Annotated in this window: 20 protein-coding genes; 16 read left to right on the top strand and 4 right to left on the bottom strand. The window is 70.4% G+C overall.

All coding sequences use genetic code 11. The features are described 5' to 3' along the window. Positions 1 to 24: 24 nt before the first annotated feature. On the bottom strand, positions 25 to 1,122 hold the full coding sequence (ychF, locus tag GE300_RS07850) for a redox-regulated ATPase YchF (protein WP_154445996.1): 1,098 nt from the start codon (positions 1,120 to 1,122) through the stop codon (positions 25 to 27). A gap of 144 nt (positions 1,123 to 1,266) precedes the next feature. Between ychF and trpA the strand changes: the two genes are divergently transcribed. Further along, positions 1,267 to 2,058 carry a tryptophan synthase subunit alpha gene (gene trpA, locus GE300_RS07855; RefSeq protein ID WP_154445997.1) on the top strand — a complete coding sequence of 264 codons (792 nt, stop codon included), beginning with the start codon at positions 1,267 to 1,269 and terminating at the stop codon, positions 2,056 to 2,058. A gap of 134 nt (positions 2,059 to 2,192) precedes the next feature. Further along, positions 2,193 to 2,756 carry a flavodoxin domain-containing protein gene (locus GE300_RS07860; RefSeq protein ID WP_154445998.1) on the top strand — a complete coding sequence of 188 codons (564 nt, stop codon included), beginning with the start codon at positions 2,193 to 2,195 and terminating at the stop codon, positions 2,754 to 2,756. Positions 2,757 to 3,080: 324 nt separating this feature from the next. Here the strand turns inward: GE300_RS07860 and GE300_RS07865 are convergent, their stop codons facing one another. Further along, on the bottom strand, positions 3,081 to 4,283 hold the full coding sequence (locus GE300_RS07865; RefSeq protein WP_154445999.1) for an alpha-hydroxy acid oxidase: 1,203 nt from the start codon (positions 4,281 to 4,283) through the stop codon (positions 3,081 to 3,083). Positions 4,284 to 4,490: 207 nt separating this feature from the next. Here GE300_RS07865 and GE300_RS07870 point away from each other — a divergent pair, with 207 nt between their 5' ends. The 4 genes from GE300_RS07870 (at position 4,491) to arfB (ending at position 7,417) form a co-directional block, all read left to right on the top strand. Then, positions 4,491 to 5,129 carry a 50S ribosomal protein L25/general stress protein Ctc gene (locus GE300_RS07870; RefSeq protein WP_154446000.1) on the top strand — a complete coding sequence of 213 codons (639 nt, stop codon included), beginning with the start codon at positions 4,491 to 4,493 and terminating at the stop codon, positions 5,127 to 5,129. A 156-nt stretch (positions 5,130 to 5,285) separates the two neighbouring features. Next, complete coding sequence (pth, locus tag GE300_RS07875; protein ID WP_154446001.1) at positions 5,286 to 6,020, top strand: aminoacyl-tRNA hydrolase; 735 nt, start codon at positions 5,286 to 5,288, stop codon at positions 6,018 to 6,020. A gap of 78 nt (positions 6,021 to 6,098) precedes the next feature. Beyond that, positions 6,099 to 6,725, top strand: coding sequence for a queuosine precursor transporter (locus tag GE300_RS07880; protein ID WP_154446002.1), 627 nt, complete (start codon positions 6,099 to 6,101; stop codon positions 6,723 to 6,725). A gap of 272 nt (positions 6,726 to 6,997) precedes the next feature. Next, positions 6,998 to 7,417, top strand: coding sequence for an alternative ribosome rescue aminoacyl-tRNA hydrolase ArfB (gene arfB, locus GE300_RS07885; protein ID WP_154446003.1), 420 nt, complete (start codon positions 6,998 to 7,000; stop codon positions 7,415 to 7,417). Positions 7,418 to 7,466: 49 nt separating this feature from the next. On the opposite strand, the gene GE300_RS07890 is transcribed toward arfB, so the two are convergent. After that, positions 7,467 to 8,030, bottom strand: a complete 564-nt coding sequence (locus tag GE300_RS07890) for an EF-hand domain-containing protein (protein WP_154446004.1) — start codon at positions 8,028 to 8,030, stop codon at positions 7,467 to 7,469. A 146-nt stretch (positions 8,031 to 8,176) separates the two neighbouring features. On the opposite strand from GE300_RS07890, the gene GE300_RS07895 reads away from it, so the two are divergent. The 6 genes from GE300_RS07895 to GE300_RS07920 all read left to right on the top strand — a co-directional run bounded on the left by GE300_RS07895 (position 8,177) and on the right by GE300_RS07920 (position 12,845). Then, on the top strand, positions 8,177 to 9,289 hold the full coding sequence (locus GE300_RS07895) for an S-(hydroxymethyl)glutathione dehydrogenase/class III alcohol dehydrogenase (protein ID WP_154446005.1): 1,113 nt from the start codon (positions 8,177 to 8,179) through the stop codon (positions 9,287 to 9,289). Further along, the gene (locus GE300_RS07900; protein ID WP_154446006.1) at positions 9,286 to 9,576 is read left to right on the top strand and encodes a hypothetical protein; all 291 of its coding nucleotides are present in this window, start codon (positions 9,286 to 9,288) and stop codon (positions 9,574 to 9,576) included. Before GE300_RS07895 ends, GE300_RS07900 begins: the two co-directional genes overlap by 4 nt. A gap of 326 nt (positions 9,577 to 9,902) precedes the next feature. Then, positions 9,903 to 10,622, top strand: a complete 720-nt coding sequence (locus GE300_RS07905; RefSeq protein WP_154446007.1) for an NYN domain-containing protein — start codon at positions 9,903 to 9,905, stop codon at positions 10,620 to 10,622. Between the two features lie 6 nt (positions 10,623 to 10,628). Continuing rightward, entirely contained in the window at positions 10,629 to 11,549 is a 921-nt protein-coding gene (locus GE300_RS07910) for an AEC family transporter (protein WP_154446008.1), read from the top strand. A gap of 13 nt (positions 11,550 to 11,562) precedes the next feature. Beyond that, positions 11,563 to 12,393, top strand: a complete 831-nt coding sequence (gene fghA / locus GE300_RS07915; protein ID WP_154446009.1) for an S-formylglutathione hydrolase — start codon at positions 11,563 to 11,565, stop codon at positions 12,391 to 12,393. Beyond that, positions 12,390 to 12,845 (top strand): YaiI/YqxD family protein, encoded by a 456-nt coding sequence (locus GE300_RS07920; RefSeq protein ID WP_325063153.1) that lies wholly within the window; start codon positions 12,390 to 12,392, stop codon positions 12,843 to 12,845. Before fghA ends, GE300_RS07920 begins: the two co-directional genes overlap by 4 nt. Here the strand turns inward: GE300_RS07920 and GE300_RS07925 are convergent. Next, complete coding sequence (locus GE300_RS07925; protein ID WP_154446010.1) at positions 12,827 to 13,267, bottom strand: NUDIX domain-containing protein; 441 nt, start codon at positions 13,265 to 13,267, stop codon at positions 12,827 to 12,829. The genes GE300_RS07920 and GE300_RS07925 overlap by 19 nt on opposite strands. Positions 13,268 to 13,378: 111 nt before the next feature. On the opposite strand from GE300_RS07925, the gene hslO reads away from it, so the two are divergent. The 4 genes from hslO to GE300_RS07945 all read left to right on the top strand — a co-directional run bounded on the left by hslO (position 13,379) and on the right by GE300_RS07945 (position 16,749). After that, a complete protein-coding gene (gene hslO / locus GE300_RS07930; protein ID WP_154446011.1) occupies positions 13,379 to 14,365 on the top strand; it encodes an Hsp33 family molecular chaperone HslO in 987 nt (328 codons plus the stop codon). A gap of 70 nt (positions 14,366 to 14,435) precedes the next feature. Continuing rightward, the gene (locus tag GE300_RS07935) at positions 14,436 to 15,023 is read left to right on the top strand and encodes a CoA pyrophosphatase (protein ID WP_154446132.1); all 588 of its coding nucleotides are present in this window, start codon (positions 14,436 to 14,438) and stop codon (positions 15,021 to 15,023) included. Then, complete coding sequence (locus GE300_RS07940; protein WP_407647698.1) at positions 15,020 to 16,198, top strand: CCA tRNA nucleotidyltransferase; 1,179 nt, start codon at positions 15,020 to 15,022, stop codon at positions 16,196 to 16,198. Before GE300_RS07935 ends, GE300_RS07940 begins: the two co-directional genes overlap by 4 nt. A gap of 170 nt (positions 16,199 to 16,368) precedes the next feature. Further along, positions 16,369 to 16,749 (top strand): SnoaL-like domain-containing protein, encoded by a 381-nt coding sequence (locus GE300_RS07945; protein WP_154446012.1) that lies wholly within the window; start codon positions 16,369 to 16,371, stop codon positions 16,747 to 16,749. Positions 16,750 to 16,929: the final 180 nt, after the last annotated feature.

A 16,929-nucleotide genomic window follows, 5' to 3' on the forward strand; every position in this document is an offset into this window, starting at 1 on the left:
AGGTTAACGCGAGCATACTGCCCGTCAGGTGTTGAACAGGAAGTGCATCACGTCGCCGTCCCGGACCACATAGGACTTGCCCTCGGCGCGCAGCTTGCCGGCCTCGCGGGCCCCGGCCTCGCCGCCGCAGGCGACGTAGTCGGCATAGGCGACGGTCTCGGCGCGGATGAAGCCGCGCTCGAAATCGCCGTGGATCACGCCCGCCGCCTGCGGCGCGGTGGCGCCCTGCGGGATCGTCCAGGCGCGCGCCTCCTTCGGGCCGGCGGTAAAATAGGTGGCCAGGCCCAGCAGCGCGTAGCCGGCCTCGATCAGCCGGTCGAGCCCGGCGCGCTCCAGCCCCATCTCGTCCAGGAACTCGCGCCGCTCCTCGTCCTCGAGCTGGGCGATCTCCTCCTCGATCGCGGCCGAGATCACCACCGAGCCGGCGCCCTGTTCCCGGGCCATCTTCGCGACCGCGGCGGACCTGTCGTTGCCGGTGGCGGCGCGCGCCTCCTCGACGTTGCAGACGTACAGCACCGGCTTCGCGCTCAGCAGCTGCAGCATGCTCCAGGCCTTGCGCTCCTCGTCCGAGACCTCGACCGCGCGCGCCGGCTGGCCGCCCTCGATCGCCGCCCTGGCGCGCTCCAGCAGGGCCTGCGCCTGCACGGCCTCCTTGTCGCCGCCCTTGACCTTCCGCACCAGCCCGGCCAGCCGCTTCTCGATGCTCTCCAGATCGGCCAGCATCAGCTCGGTCTCGATCACCCCGGCGTCGGCGATCGGGTCGACCCGGCCGTCGACATGGGTGACGTCGTCGTCCTCGAAACAGCGCAGCACATGGGCGATGGCGTCGCACTCGCGGATGTTGGCCAGGAACTGGTTGCCCAGCCCCTCGCCCTTGCTGGCGCCCTTCACCAGCCCGGCGATGTCGACGAACGTCATCCGCGCCGGGATCACCTGCCGCGACTTCGCGATCTCGGCCAGCCTGTCCAGCCGCGGGTCGGGCACCGCCACCTCGCCGACGTTCGGCTCGATGGTGCAGAACGGAAAGTTCGCCGCCTGCGCCGCGGCGGTCCGCGTCAGCGCGTTGAACAGGGTCGACTTGCCGACGTTCGGCAGGCCCACGATGCCCATCTTGAAACCCATGCTGCGTCTCCCGGAAACTGCCGCGCCTACCTAAGGGCCCCGCCGGGCGAGGGCAAGGGCGCGCACCGCCCGTGCGGCTGCGCCCGCTTGATTTTCCGCGCGCCATGCCGCAAACCGCCAAGGTTGCAACCACGGGGGCCGGGCATGAGCAGGATCGCGGCACGTTTCGCCAAGCTGAAACAGGACGGGCGCAAGGCCTTCGTCGCCTATGTCATGGCGGGCGATCCGGACTACGACACCTCGCTGGAAGTGGTGCGCGGCCTGCCCGCCGCCGGCGTCGACGTGATCGAGCTGGGCCTGCCCTTCACCGACCCGATGGCCGACGGCCCGGCGATCCAGCTGGCCGCGGGCCGCGCGCTGGAGGCGGGGATGACCCTGCGCAGGACGCTGGATCTGGTCCGGGCCTTCCGCCAGCAGGACGACAGCACCCCGATCGTGCTGATGGGCTACTACAACCCGATCTATTCCATGGGCGTCGAGACCTTCCTGGCGGAAGCGAAAGGGGCCGGGATCGACGGGCTGATCATCGTCGACCTGCCCCCCGAGGAGGACGACGAGCTGTGCCTGCCCGCGGCAAGGGCCGGGCTGAACTTCATCCGCCTGGCGACGCCGACCACCGACGACAGGCGCCTGCCCAGGGTGCTGCAGAACAGCTCGGGCTTCGTCTACTACGTCTCGATCACCGGCATCACCGGCGCGGCGGCGGCGAACGCCGCCCGCGTCGGCCCCGAGGTCGCGCGGATCAAGGCCGCCACCGACCTGCCGGTCTGCGTCGGCTTCGGCATCCGCAGCCCCGAGGCGGCGCAGCAGCTGGCCGGCGTCGCCGACGGCGCGGTGGTCGGCTCGGCGATCGTGCAGGAACTGGCGGCGGGCAAGTCGCCGGCGCAGGTGCTCGATTTCGTCCGCGCGCTGGCCGAGGGCGCGCACCGGGGCTGAGGCCCCGCCCGGCATCCGGCCCGGTCCGGGGCCGGCAACTTGATCCCGGTCAATGTCATCCGTGCGCCGGTCGGCGATGATCGGCGCCGGGCCCGGACACGGGCCCGCCGGCTCGACAGCAGGGGGAGCGCCTGATGAAGATCCTGATCTACTACGCCACCGTCGAGGGCCAGACCGGAAAGATCGCCCGCTTCGCCGCAGCCAGCGTCGCGCGCGCGGGGCACCGGCCGGTGCTGGCCGCCGCCGCCGCCGACCGCGCGATTCCGCTGGGCGGCATCGACGCCGCGATCCTCGCCGCGCCGGTCCACGAGCGCCGCCACCCGCCGGAATTCGAGACCCGGCTGCGCGCGCAGGCCCGCGGGCTGATCCGGATCCCGACGCTGATGCTGTCGGTCAGCCTCAGCGCCGCGTTCCCGGAGGGCCTGGAGGCCGCCGAGGACTACCTGCTCGAGATGAAGATGCGCACCGGCCTCGCCCCCGACCGCGAGGCGCTGGTGGCGGGCGCGGTGCGGGCCAGCAGCTATGACTACTACCAGTCGAAGGTGGTGAACCACGTCGTGCTGCGTGACCGCGATCCGGTGCCGGCGGGGGCCGACCGCGAGTTCACCGACTGGCCGGCGCTGGCCGCGACGGTCGCGGCGTTCTGCGACGGGCTGCAGGCGGGCGTGCCGGTGCCGGGGATAACGGACGCGTCCTGAACGCGCGCCGGACCCGTGGCCGCAGCATCACCGGCGGGGGATCGACGCCGACGAAGCGCCCGTGCGGCGCAGCATCAGCCGGCCGCCGATCCGGCCCGGCAGGCGCTTCGGGCGCCCGAACATGCGCATCATGAGGGTTTCGCGAACACCCACGGCGTCCCTTCCTCACAGCCGAAGCGACGGGAAAAGCCGCCAGCGATTACCACCGCCGCCGGTCCGGCCCGCGGCCGCTCGGCGGGGCGGCGCGCCGCGTCAACACCTTATTAACAAGGAGTTCTTCAGCGATTACGATGCCTTGAGGGGGTTTCCACGGTGAAATCCCGCCTACTCGGCCGCCAGCTTGCCCTGCGGCTGCCACTGGTACGGCCCCAGCGGCGCCGGGATCTGGTGCGGGAACACCAGGTTCGAAAGGTCCAGGTCGTGCACGTCGTTGCGTCCGCACAGCGCCAGCGTCAGCTCCAGCTCCTTGCGGATCAGCTCCAGCGCGGCGGTCACCCCCGGCTTGCCCATCGCCCCCAGCCCGTAAAGGAAGGCGCGGCCGATATAGGTGCCCCGCGCGCCCATGGCGAGCGCCTTCAGCACGTCCTGCCCCGAGCGGATGCCGCCGTCGAAATGCACCTCGCAGCGCTCGCCCACGGCGTCGGCGACCTGCGGCAGCACCGTCAGCGAGGACATCGCCCCGTCCAGCTGCCGCCCGCCGTGGTTCGACACGATGATCGCGTCGGCGCCCTTGTCGGCGGCGATGCGGGCGTCCTCGGGGTCGAGGATGCCCTTGATGATCAGGGTGCCGCCCCAGTGGTCGCGGATCCAGTCGATGTCGTCCCAGGTCAGCGTCGGGTCGAACTGGGCGGCGGTCCACTCGGCCAGCGTGCCCATGTCCTCCACCCCGCTGGCGTGGCCGACGATGTTGCCGAAGTTCCAGCGCTTCGTCTGCGCCATGCCCAGGCACCAGCGCGGCTTGGTCGCCATGTTCAGGATGTTCGCCAGCGTCAGCCTCGGCGGCGCGCCCAGCCCGTTCTTCAGGTCCTTGTGCCGCTGCCCGATCACCTGCAGGTCCAGGGTCAGCACCAGCGCCGAGCAGCCCGCCGCCTTGGCGCGGTCCAGCAGGCCGGCGGCGAAGTCGCGGTCGCGCATCACGTAAAGCTGGAACCAGAACGGGCTGGACGTCGCCGCGGCGACGTCCTCGATCGAGCAGATCGACATCGTCGACAGGGTGAACGGCACGCCGCACTCCTCGGCGGCCTGCGCCGCCAGGATCTCGCCGTCGGGGTGCTGCATGCCGGTCAGCCCGGTCGGCGCGAGGGCCACCGGCATCGCCGCCGGCTGCCCGGCCATGGTGGTCGCCAGGTCGCGCCGCTCCATGTTCACCGCGACGCGCTGGCGCAGGCGGATCCTGCTGAAGTCCGCGCTGTTCTCGCGGTAGGTCTGCTCGGTCCACGAGCCGCTGTCGGCGTAGTCGTAGAACACCCGCGGCACGCGCCGCTCGGCCATCCGCCGCAGATCCTCGATGCATGTGATGACGGGCATGGACCCCGCTCCTTCTTCTAGTCGTCCCGGTTCGCGAAGCGGGCACATCCTGCGCGCGGGGGCCGGGGAAGGCAAGCGCCGGGGGCGGCCGGTGATGCCGCCGCGAATCCGCCTTGCAATTCGGCCGCGATGGCGTAAAAGGCAGCCTTCGCGCGGGTGTTCCACCCTTGGAGGGCCCCGCGCGGTCATTTTACTGGAGGTAAGACCATGGCCGAGAACACCGTTCTCACCGCCACGGCGCGCGCGGGGACAGGCAAGGGGGCCGCCCGCACGGCACGTCGTGAGGGCCTCGTGCCCGGAGTCATCTACGGTGGCGGCGCCGATCCGCAGCCGATCAACGTCAAGTACAACGAGCTGTACAAGCGCCTGAAGGCCGGCAAGTTCCTGTCGACCCTGCTGACGGTCAGCGTCGACGGCAAGGAAGAGAAGGTCATCTGCCGCAACGTGCAGCGCGACATCGTCCGCGACCTGCCGACCCACGTGGATTTCCTGCGGCTGAGCGCGCGCTCGCGGATCAACCTGCTGATCCCGGTCGAGTTCACCGGCGAGGACGAGTGCCCGGGCCTGCGCAAGGGCGGCGTGCTGACCATCGTGCGCAACGAGGTCGAACTGAAGGTGACCGCCGGGAACATCCCCGAGAAGGTGACCGCCGACCTGACCGGGCTGAAGATCGGCGACACGCTGACCATCTCGGCCATCGACCTGCCGCAAGGCACCCGTCCGATGATCACCGACCGCGACTTCATGATCGCCAACATCTCGGCCCCGTCCGGTCTGGCCGCGGCCGACGAGGACGAGGGCGAGGTTGCCGAAGGCGAAGCGGAAGAAGCACCCGCCGAGGGCTGAGACCGGCCCCTTCGGCCTGGACCAAGGCGTCGCCCCCGGGCGGCGCCTTTTCATTTGCGCGCCGCCAAACCGCCCACGCCGCGCGCCGCCCGGCCTTGCGCCCCGGCCCGGTTGGGCTATACCCCCCGGACGACGCACTGCCTCGGGGCCTGATTCATGCTGATCTTCGCCGGGCTCGGCAATCCCGGGCCGAAATACGCCGGTACCCGCCACAACATCGGCTGGATGGCGGTCGAGGCGATCGCCGGCGCGCACGGATTCCAGCCCTGGAAGTCCAGGTTCCAGGGCCGGGTCGCCGAGGGGCGGCTGGGCACCGACAAGGTGCTGCTGATCAAGCCCGAAACCTTCATGAACCTGTCCGGCCAGGCGGTGGGCGAGGCGATGCGGTTCTACAAGCTGGAGCCGGCCGACGTGATCGTGTTCCACGACGAGCTGGACCTGGCCCCCGGCAAGGTGCGGGTGAAGACCGGCGGCGGGCACGCCGGGCACAACGGGCTGCGCTCGCTGCACCAGCACATCGGGCCGGAGTATACCCGCGTGCGGCTGGGGATCGGTCATCCGGGCGACAGGAACCTGGTCTCGAACTATGTGCTGAGCGACTTTGCCAAGGCCGACCGCGACTGGCTGGACGACCTGCTGCGCGGCGTGGCCGACGGCGCGCCCGCGCTGGCCGCGGGCGACGGCGGGCGATTCATGAACGCCGTCGCGCTGCGCATGGGCAAGGACCGCAACGCCGCCGCCAAGCCGCAACCGCAACCCGATCCGAAACCCGCGCCGCGCCCGGCATCGCCGCCCGAGCCGCAGCCCGAGCCGCAGCCCGAGCCACAGCCCGAGCCACAGCCCGACACCCGCTCGGCGCTGGAGCGGCTGGCCGACCGGTTCCGCCGCTGACGCTTGCGGGGCGCGGCGGATTGCGCTAATCGCCGCCGCTGAAGTCTCCGCAACCTTCTAAAAAACGGAACGAACCGCATGAACAAGGGCCTACTGGCAGGCGTCGCGGCGATGGCCGCGATCGTCGTGCTGTCGAACATCCTGGTGCAGATCCTGCTCGGCGACTGGCTGACCTGGGGCGCCTTCACCTATCCGTTCGCCTTCCTGGTCACCGACCTGATGAACCGTCTCTATGGTGCGGCCGCCGCCCGCAAGGTGGTGTTCGCCGGCTTCGCCGTCGGCGTGCTGTGCTCGCTGGTCGGCAGCCAGATCCCTGGCGAATTCGGGCCGCTGGTCAGCTTCCGCGTCGCCATCGCCTCGGGCACCGCCTTCCTGGCGGCGCAGCTGCTGGACGTTGGCATCTTCAGCGCGCTGCGCGGCGGCGCCTGGTGGCGCGCGCCGCTGGTCTCGTCGATCCTGGGCGGGGCGGTGGACACGGCGCTGTTCTTCGCGCTGGCGTTCTCGGCCCGCTACGCCGCGATCAGCCCGGCCGAGGACGTGTCCTGGGCCAACGAGGTGCTGCCGCTGCTGGGCCTCGGCCCCGCCGCGCCGCTGTGGATGTCGCTGGCCGTGGCCGACTACTTCGTCAAGCTGGGCGTGGCGCTGGTCGCGCTTGCCCCGTTCCGTGCGCTGGTGCTGCGGCTGCGTCCGGCCGAGACCGCCTGACGCGTGAAAATGGTTTGACATTCGTCGGTGCTGTGCCACGCTGACGGCAACCGCAGCAACTGGAAGGAGGTGATCCAATGTCGATTGAGATTTTGGAGAATGGTGTCGGGTTCAAGCGGGAGTGGTCGTCCTGACGGACAGCTCCGGCAGTTCTGGCCGCACCGCTTAGGGTACGACCGCCAGACCCTGCCTCCGAAACTCAAGCTCTTGGACAGGCCGCGCAATGGGCGCGGCCTGTTTCTTTCTGCCGCCCCCGCGATATGTTCACCGCCATGCTGCACATCACCGACCAGATCGAGATCCAGGACTGGGAACTGACCGAGCAGTTCGTCCGCGCCTCGGGGCCGGGCGGGCAGAACGTCAACAAGGTCTCGACCGCGGTCGAGCTGCGCTTCGAGGCCGAGCGTTCGCCCAGCCTGCCGCAGCACGCCAAGGCGCGGCTGCGCCGGCTGGCCGGCAGCCGCTGGACCAAGGACGGCGCGGTGCTGATCCAGGTCGACACCCACCGCAGCCAGGCCCGCAACCGCGAGGAGGCCCGCGACCGGCTGGCCGAGCTGGTGCGCAAGGCGCTGACCCGGCCCAAACGGCGGATCCCGACCCGGCCCACCCTGGCCTCGAAGCGCCGGCGGCTGGAGGCCAAGACCAAGCGCGGCGCGGTCAAGGAACTGCGCGGCAAGGTGGATCCGGACTGAGAAAAAGGGGCCGCGCACGGCCCCTTCCGGTGTCAGGTGCGGCCGCGGCTCACTCCGCCGGTGCCTCTGCCGGGGCGTCGCCGCCGCGGTCCATCGGGCCGCGGTTCATCATTCCGCCGTTCATCATCCCGCGGCGCTGCATGTCGTCGGCGTTCAGCACGCCGTCGCCGTTGCGGTCGCGGCGGGCGACGATGCCGGCGAATTCCTCGCCGAACTCCTCGGCGGTGACGCTGCCGTCGCCGTCGTCGTCATGGGCCTGGAACCGGTCCACCATGCGCTCGCGCATCGCGTCCAGCCACAGCGCCTCGTACTCCTGCAGGGTCAGCGCGCCGTCGCCATCGGCGTCGAACTCGGCCAGCTGGGCGGCGCGGGCGGCGTCGATCTCCTGCTGGGTGATGTTGCCGTCGGCGTCGGTGTCGAATTGCTCGGCGAAACGGGCCATCATCATCGCGCCGCGGGCGCCGCGATCGCCGCGCATGCCGTGACCGCCGTCTTGACGGGCGTGGGCCATGCGCGCGTCGCCGCCGCGGGGACCGTCGGCCAGCGCAAGGCCAGCGGTGGCGATGACCAGGGCCGAGGCGCCGATGGCCAGGATGCTGCGATAGGTCTTCATGTCGTCGTTCTCCAGGGTTCGGGCGGCAGGCCTTCCCGCCGCTTGCACCCGGTTCTACGGCGCGGCACGAATGTTCCGTCGCTTGCCAATCGAGGCCCTTCACGGCAGGGTGCCCGCGACAGCCGCGCCGTCAAGGGAGAGCCGCCATGAGAACCCGCGCCGCCATCGCCACCAAGGCCGTAGCCCCGCTGGAGATTGCCGAGGTCGAACTGGACGGCCCCCGCGCCGGCGAGGTGCTGGTCGAGATCCGGGCCACCGGCATCTGCCACACCGACGAGTTCACCCGCTCGGGCGCGGATCCCGAAGGCATCTTCCCGGCGATCCTGGGCCACGAGGGCGCCGGCGTGGTGGTCGAGGTCGGCGCGGGCGTCACCGGCCTGAGGCCGGGCGACCATGTGATCCCGCTCTATACCCCCGAATGCCGGGAGTGCGAGTACTGCCTGAACCCCAAGACGAACCTGTGCCAGAAGATCCGCTCGACCCAGGGCCAGGGGCTGATGCCCGACGGCACCTCGCGGTTCCGCACGCTCGATGGCGAGCCGATCTTCCACTACATGGGCTGCTCGACGTTCGCCAACCACACCGTGGTGCCCGAGATCGCGCTGGCGAAGGTGCGGCAGGACGCGCCGTTCGACAAGATCTGCTACATCGGCTGCGGCGTGACCACCGGCATCGGCGCGGTGATCAACACCGCCAAGGTCGAGATCGGCAGCCGCGCAATCGTCTTCGGCCTGGGCGGGATCGGGCTGAACGTGATCCAGGGCCTGCGGCTGGCGGGCGCCGACCAGATCGTCGGCGTCGATCTGAACCCGGACAAGAAACCGATGGCGGAACGCTTCGGCATGACCGATTTCGTCAACCCGGCAGAGGTCGAGGGCGACCTGGTGCCCTTTCTGGTGGACCTGACCAGGGGCGGCGCCGACTACACCTTCGACGCCACCGGCAACGTCGACGTCATGCGCACCGCGCTGGAATCGGCACACAAGGGCTGGGGCGAAAGCATCATCATCGGCGTCGCGCCCGCGGGCGCCGAGATCTCGACCCGGCCGTTCCAACTGGTCACCGGCCGGGTCTGGCGCGGCACCGCCTTCGGCGGCGCGCGCGGGCGCACGGATGTGCCGAAGATCGTGGACTGGTACATGCAGGGCAAGATCGAGATCGACCCGATGATCACCCACACGCTGAGCCTGGACGAGATCAACAAGGGCTTCGACCTGATGCATGCGGGCGAGTCGATCCGATCGGTCGTGGTCTATTGAGCGATCCCGCCGAGATTCTTGTGATATTCCCGGAACCGGACCGATCCACGATCCACAGGATCGGGAACTTCGGCGAAGATGTCTGGACCACGCACAGGGAAAACAGGCGGGCCGATGTCTATCTGGGTGAGGTCGACACAGCGACCGACCGGATCCGCTTGGAAGTCCGGCGCGGCGAGGTCACGCGCGAGCGCAAGCACTTGGCCAAGATCATCGAACGGCACCTGAGGACGGGCGAATGTCTCGTTTCTGATCGCGAGGCGCGGGGCTTACACCGCTGCGATTGAACCTGGCGCCGGATGCCTCCGGCGGGGATATTTGAAGACATTGGAAGGCTCTTAAGCCCCGGTTAACCGAAGCATGGCGAAATGAGCCCACGGTACAGGCAGGGATGCCGATGACCGTGACGTTGGAAGGCGCCCCGCGGCCGAAAGGTGGCGGGGCGTCGCCCTTTCAAGATGCAGCTTCCAATGTCCCCAAGTATCCCCGCCGGAGGCATCCGGCGTCGGCCAGGGGCGATGGCGGCGGGGCAGGTTCATGCCGCTCGGGCCTCGCGTCCTGGAAGGTGCTGCGTTAAGAGGTTGGGATGACACGCAACCCGGGATTTTGCCCCATGGCCGATGACACCCCCCTCCTCGCCGTCCTGATCGACGCCGACAACACGTCGTACAAGGCCGCAACAGCGATCTTCGAGGAGATCGCGACGCTGGGCGAGGCCAGCGTGCGCCGGATCTACGGCGACTTCTCGTCCTCGTCGATGCGCGGCTGGTCCAGCGAGCAGGCGGCGCTGGGCATCGTGCCGCACCACCAGCCGGCCAACACCGTGGGCAAGAACGCCAGCGACATCGCGCTGGTGATCGACGCGATGGACCTGCTGCACACCGGGCGCTTCGACGGCTTCGTGCTGGTCAGTTCGGACAGCGACTTCACCCGGCTGGCGCAGCGCGTCCGCGAGCAGGGCAAGGACGTCTACGGCATCGGCCAGAAGAAGACCCCCGAGGCGTTCCGCATGGCCTGCAAGCGCTTCATCTTCATCGAGAACCTCGGCGCGCAGGACGAGACGCCGGCGGCGACCGCCAAGGGCGAGACCATCTCGCGCGGGCTGCAACTGCTGCGCAACGCCTTCGCCGACGTCGAGGACGACGAGGGCTGGGCGAACCTGGGGATGATCGGGCAGCAGCTGTCCAAGCGCTATCCGGACTTCGATCCGCGCACCTATGGCTATCGCAAGCTGATCGACCTGATCCGGGCGGCCAACGACTACGAGATCCGCTCGGAAGGGAATGCGCATTACGTCAAGCTGAAGCCGCGCCGCCGCAAAACCGGCAGCTGAGCGCGGATGCTGGAAATCTTCCTGAGGACGCTGCCGTTCTTTCTGGTGGTCGGCTGCGGCTATGGCGCGGCGCGGGCGCGGATGTTCGGCCCGGCGGAAGTGGCGGCACTGACGAAGTTCGTCTTCTACTTCGCGCTGTCGGCGATGCTGTTCAACTTCGCCTCGAAACTGCCGTTCGAGCAGATCTTCAACCCCGCGCTGGGGCTGGCCTACTTCCTGCCGACGCTGGCGCTGTACCTCGTGGTCACCGCCGCCGCGCTGCGCCGGGGCATCGGTTTCGCCGAGGCGGCGGTGGAGGCGCAGTGCGGGGTGATCGGCAACGTCGGCTTTCTGGCGCTGCCGATGCTGACGATGCTGCTGGGCAGCCACGCCGCCGGGCCGATCCTGATGATCCTGAGCATCGATCTGATCTTCTTCGGCTCGCTGATCGTGGTGATCCTGGTCGCCGCGCGCGGCGGCGCCGGGCTGGCGCTGGCGGGCCGGGTGCTGACCGGGCTGCTGCAGAACCCGATGGTGATGTCGATGGCCGCCGGCCTGCTGTGGTCGGCGCTGGCGCTGCCGATGCCGCGCCCGGCGGCGGATTTCCTGGACCTGCTGGGCGGCGCCGCCACGCCGGGCGCACTGTTCGCGATCGGCGCCTCGCTGGCCGGCAAGTCCGCCGAGCGGCTGGGCGTCGCGCTGTGGCTGAGCACCGCGAAGCTGATCCTGCACCCGGCCGCGGTCGGGGCGATGGCCTGGTACGTCTTCGACCTGCCGATGCAGATCGTCGGCGTGATGATCGCTGCCGCGGCCATGCCCACCGCCGGGAACGTCTATATCATCGCTCAGCACTACGGCGTGGCGCCGATGCGCGCCTCGTCCACCATTCTGGTGTCCACGACGATCAGCGTGCTGACCCTGTCCGCGGTGATCGCGCTGCTGAACTGAAGGAGAACCGTGCATGGAAACCCTGTCCGAGATCCGCTGCTTCGAGGGTGTGCAGGGCGTCTACCGCCACGACAGCGACGTCTGCGGCTGCCCGATGACCTTCGCCGTGTACCTGCCGCCGCAGGCGGCGGCGGGCCCGGTGCCGGTGCTGTGGTACCTGTCGGGCCTGACCTGCACCCACGAGAACGCGATGACCAAGGCCGGGGCGCAAGGCTGGGCGGCCGAGCACGGCATGGCTGTTGTCTTCCCCGACACCTCGCCGCGCGGCGCCGGGATCGCGGATGACGAGGCCTTCGACCTGGGCCAGGGCGCAGGGTTCTACGTCGATGCGACCGAGGCGCCGTGGGCGCCGCATTTCAGCATGTACAGCTACATCACCGGGGAGTTGCCGACGGTCCTGTTCCGCAATTTCGATCTGGAGGAGGGCGCGCAGGCGATCTGCGGGCACTCGATGGGCGGGCACGGCGCGCTGACGATAGCCTTGCGCGAGCCGGAGCGGTTCCGCTCGGTCTCGGCCTTCGCGCCGATCGCCCATCCGGCGGCCTCGGACTGGGGGCGCAAGCAGTTCGCGGCCTATCTGGGCACGGACGAGGGCACGTGGGCGGCGCATGACGCGACCCTGCTGATGCGCGAGACCGGTCTGGACCTGCCGCTGCTGATCGACCAGGGCACCGACGACCAGTTCCTGGACCTGCTGCAACCCGAGGCGCTGGCTGCCGCCATCGCCGAGCGCCGGCAGCCGGCGATCCTGCGGATGCAGAAGGGGTACGATCACAGCTATTTCTTCATGGCGTCGTTCATGGCCGATCACATGGCGTTCCACGCCGAGGCGCTGTTCGCGTGACCGTCTATGTCGATGCCGACGCCTGCCCGGTGAAGGCCGAGGTGCAGCGCGTCGCGGCCCGCCACAAGGTGCCGGTAAAGCTGGTGTGCAACGGTGGCCTGCGCCCGGTGGACGACCCGCTGGTCGCGGTGGTGGTGGTTCCCGACGGCCCGGACGAGGCCGACAAGTGGATCGCGGCGCACGCCGGTCCGGGCGACGTCTGCGTCACCGCCGACCTGCCGCTGGCGGCGCGCTGCATCGAGGGCGGCGCGAAGGTGCTCACCCATGACGGCGAGTTGCTGACCGACCGGAACATCGGTCCCCGGCTGGCGACGCGGGACCTGATGGCGGACCTGCGCGCCTCGGACCCGTTCCTGCAGGGCGGCGGCCGGGCCTTCTCCAGGGCCGACCGATCGCGCTTTCTGGACCGGCTGGAGACGCTGCTGCGCGCGGCTCAGAGCAGCCGGAAGTGACGCGCGACATGCCAGGCGTCGCCGTCGCTGCCCAGCGCCCGCACGGCGCGCCCGGGCGGCATCCACAGCGCGCGGTGGCCGACCTCGTGCGGCGGGCCGAGGCGCAGGCCGGGCGCACACAGGTAGATGTGGCAGATCTTGCGCGCCCACAGCCGGTATTCCGGCATCCAGGTGAACCGCTGGTAGACGCCCAGCCGGCGGCGCACGCGGATCGTCCAGCCGGTCTCCTCCCGCGCCTCGCGGAGCAGCGCCTGCACCGGCGTCTCGCCCGGATCGATGCCGCCGCCCGGCAGCTGGATCTCGACCCGGGGCCGGGTCTGCCCGGTCAGCAGCAGACCGCCCGGGCCGGGGATGACGCCGTAGGCGCCGGGCCGGTCGGTATAGCGGATGCCGGGTCTGGGGGGCGTGCCGAAACGTCTCATCGGCGCCATGCTGTGCCGCGGGACGGTCTGTATGGCAAGGGTTGGCAAGCCGCGGACGCGTGACTATCTGGGTGACTTCCTGGCGATCTTGCGCCAGTAAGGAGCTTAGCCATGACCCTTGCAAAAGCCATCGCGTGGGACGACACCGTCCTGCCGTTCCAACTTGACCGGGCGGACATCCGCGGCCGGGTGGCCCGGCTCGACCGGTCGTTGCAGACGATCCTGGACCAGCACGACTACCCGGTGCAGGTCGAGGCGCTGGTGGCCGAGGCCGCGCTGCTGACCGCGATGATCGGGCAGACCATCAAGCTGCGCTGGAAGCTGTCGCTGCAGATCCGCGGCGACGGGCCGATCCGGCTGATCGCCACCGACTATTTCGGTCCGAAGAAGGAAGGCCAGCCCGGCCGGGTCCGCGCCTACGCCGGCTACGACGCGGAGCGTCTGGCCGGTCATCGCGGCACGCCGTTCGAGGCGATGGGCAAGGGCATGTTCGCGATCCTGATCGACCAGGGCGAGGGCATGGTGCCCTACCAGGGCATCACGCCGTTGACCGGCGATTCGCTGGCGGCCTGCGCCGAGACCTATTTCGCCCAGTCCGAGCAGCTGCCGACCCGCTTCGCACTGGCGATGGCGCAGGCCGCGGTGCCCGGCGGCGACAAGGCCGAGTGGCGCGGCGGCGGCGTGATGGTGCAGCACATGCCCAAGGCTTCGCCCTCGGTGGCGTCCGAAGGCTCGGGCGAGGGCGGCCTGCTGACCCGGGACGATCTGCTGGACGGCGACGACGCCGAGGACTGGAACCGGGTGAACACGCTGCTCGACACCGTCGAGACGACCGAGCTGATCGGCCCGCACGTCACCCCGGACACGCTGCTGGTGCGGCTGTTCCACGAAGAGCAGCCGCGCGTGTTCGAGGTGCAGCCGGTGCATTTCGGCTGCACCTGCGGCCCCGAGAAGGTGGTGCAGTCGCTGTCGATCTATTCGGCCAGGGACATCGCCCACATGACCACCGACGACGGCAAGGTCACCGCCGACTGCCAGTTCTGCGGCGCGCATTACGAGTTTGCGCCCGAGGCGCTGGGCTTCGAGGCCAAGCATTGACGTGCCCGGCGCTCCGGCCATAGACACCACCCGCTCCGGCGCGGCCCCGGCCGCGCCGGGCGACGACCGTCTGGCCCGGCTGCTGCGCGGGCCGTGGCGGGGCGACAGCTCGGATTTCGATCTGGCGCCCGATATCCGCACCGCCCTTCCCCCCGGCCGCAAGCTCAAGCCCGCCGCGGTGCTGATCGCGCTGGTCGAGCGCGACGACGGCCCCCATGTACTGCTGACCCGCCGCTCGCGGCGGCTGAAGGCGCATCCGGGGCAGATCGCCTTTCCGGGCGGGCGGGTGGATGCCGGCGACGCCTCGAGCTGGCATGCCGCCCTGCGCGAGGCGCAGGAGGAGATCGGCCTCGAGCCGGCGCTGGTCGCGCCGCTCGGGGCGATGCCGCGGCACGAGACCGTCACCGGCTTCGACGTCGAGCCGCACGTCGGCCGGGTGGCGCCGGGTTTCTCGGTCCGCGCCGCCGAGGCCGAGGTTGCCGAGGTGTTCGAGGTGCCGCTGGCGTTCCTGCTCGATCCGGTCAATTACCAGGTGCACGAGCGCGACTGGAACGGTCGCAGGCGACGCTACTACGCGGTGCCCTGGGGTCCGTACTATATCTGGGGCGCGACCGCGCGGATCCTGAAGGCGCTGTCGGACCGGGTGCAGGCGGGGTGACCCGGCTCGACGCAGACTGGGTGCGCGCCCGCGGCACCGCCGACGTCATGCGGATGCTGGCGGACGGCGGCCACCAGGCCTATTTCGTCGGCGGTTGCGTGCGCAACGCGCTGCTGGACCTGCCGGTCGCCGACATCGACATCGCCACCGATGCCCGCCCGCAGCGGGTGCTGGATCTGGCGCGGGCCGCCGGCATCAAGGCGGTGCCCACCGGCGTCGAGCACGGCACCGTCACCCTGGTGACCGACGCGCCGCACGAGGTGACGACCTTCCGCCGCGATGTCGAGACCGACGGTCGCCGCGCGGTGGTCGCCTTTTCCGACGACATGGCCGAGGACGCCGCGCGGCGCGACTTCACCATGAACGCCCTCTACGCGGACGCCGCCGGCGCGGTGCACGACCCGCTCGGCGGCCTGCCGGACCTGCGCGCCCGGCGCGTGCGCTTCATCGGCGATGCCGCCGAGCGCATCGCCGAGGACGGGCTGCGGGTGCTGCGCTTCTTCCGCTTCAGCGCGATCTACGGCGATCCGGCGCAGGGGCTGGATGCCGACGGGCTGACCGCCGTCGCCGCCGCGGACACGGCGCTGGACCCGGTCAGCCGCGAGCGGATCGGCAGCGAGGTCGTGAAGTTGCTGGACGCCGCGGACCCGGCCCCCGCGGTCGCCGTGATGCAGCGGACCGGTGTTCTGGAGCGCGCCCTGCCCGGCGCGCACGCGGACACGCTGCCGGTGCTGGTGCATCTGGAACGGCGGGCCGGGCTGGCGCCGCGCTGGCAGCGGCGCCTGGCGGCGCTGGGCGACGGCGACCGGGCCGCGGCGCTGCGCCTGTCCCGCGCCGACGCCCGCCACCTCGAGCAGGTGCGGACCTGCCTCGGCGATGCCCTGCCCGACCATGCCGCCGCCGAACGGTTCGGCGCCGGGGTGGCCGAGGACGCGGCGCTGATCCGCGCCGCCGCGCTGGGCGCGCCGCTGGCGCCGGACTGGCGCGCGGGCATCGACGCCGGCGCGGCGGCGCGGTTTCCGCTGAAGGCGGCCGACCTGATGGACCGCTACGGTCCGGGGCCGGCGCTTGGCGCGGCGCTGAACCGGCTGCACGCCACCTGGGTGGACAGCCGGTTCACCCTGGACAAGGCCGCGCTGCTGGACCGCGACGCGCAGGACGCGCGGCGGCCCTAGGCCTCCCACCGCCAATCCGCGCGCCCGCGGCTGTCGCCGGCTTCCACCATACGAAGCGGATGTTTCAGGCCGTGAGACATGAGGAGGCATCTCCATCCCGCCATCGGCATTGCCCGAATCATGGCTTGCGGATAGCGTGAACATATAGTGAACATCTTTGGGGGGATCCGATGCCGAGCGATACGCTGAAATCCGTGGCCAGCCAGCTGGTCGAGAACTGCCGCACCGGCAACGAGGAGAAGGGGCTGAAGGAGCTTTACGCCGAAGACGCGGTTTCGGTCGAGGCGGCCGATGTCGACGGCTCGGGACGACAGGTCAGCGGCCTCGACGGGATCCGCGGCAAGCACGCCTGGTGGGACGAGCATTTCGAGGTGCATTCCAGCAACGTCGACGGCCCCTATCTGCACGGCGACGACCAGTTCTCGGTGGTGTTCGAGGTCGACGCGACCGACAAGGCCCGCGGCGCACGCTTCCAGATGAAGGAGGTGGCGGTCTACACGCTGAACGCCGCCGGCAAGATCGCGCGCGAGGCGTTCTTCATGCGGACGTGACGGCTCAGGGGTCGGGGTCGAGCCTGCGCGGCCCCGTGCCCTCGGCGCCACGCCCGACCGCCGGGCAAGCCCGCCGACGCTCAGGCTCGCAGTACGGCGACGGGTGGGCACAGGTCTTGACCTCAAGTGAACTTGAGGGAGCAGGTTGGCCGTCATCCGAGTCGATGCAAGGCGCGATGC

Origin of the sequence: Halovulum marinum (assembly GCF_009697225.1) — a bacterium.
Classification (GTDB): Bacteria; Pseudomonadota; Alphaproteobacteria; order Rhodobacterales; family Rhodobacteraceae; genus Halovulum; species Halovulum marinum.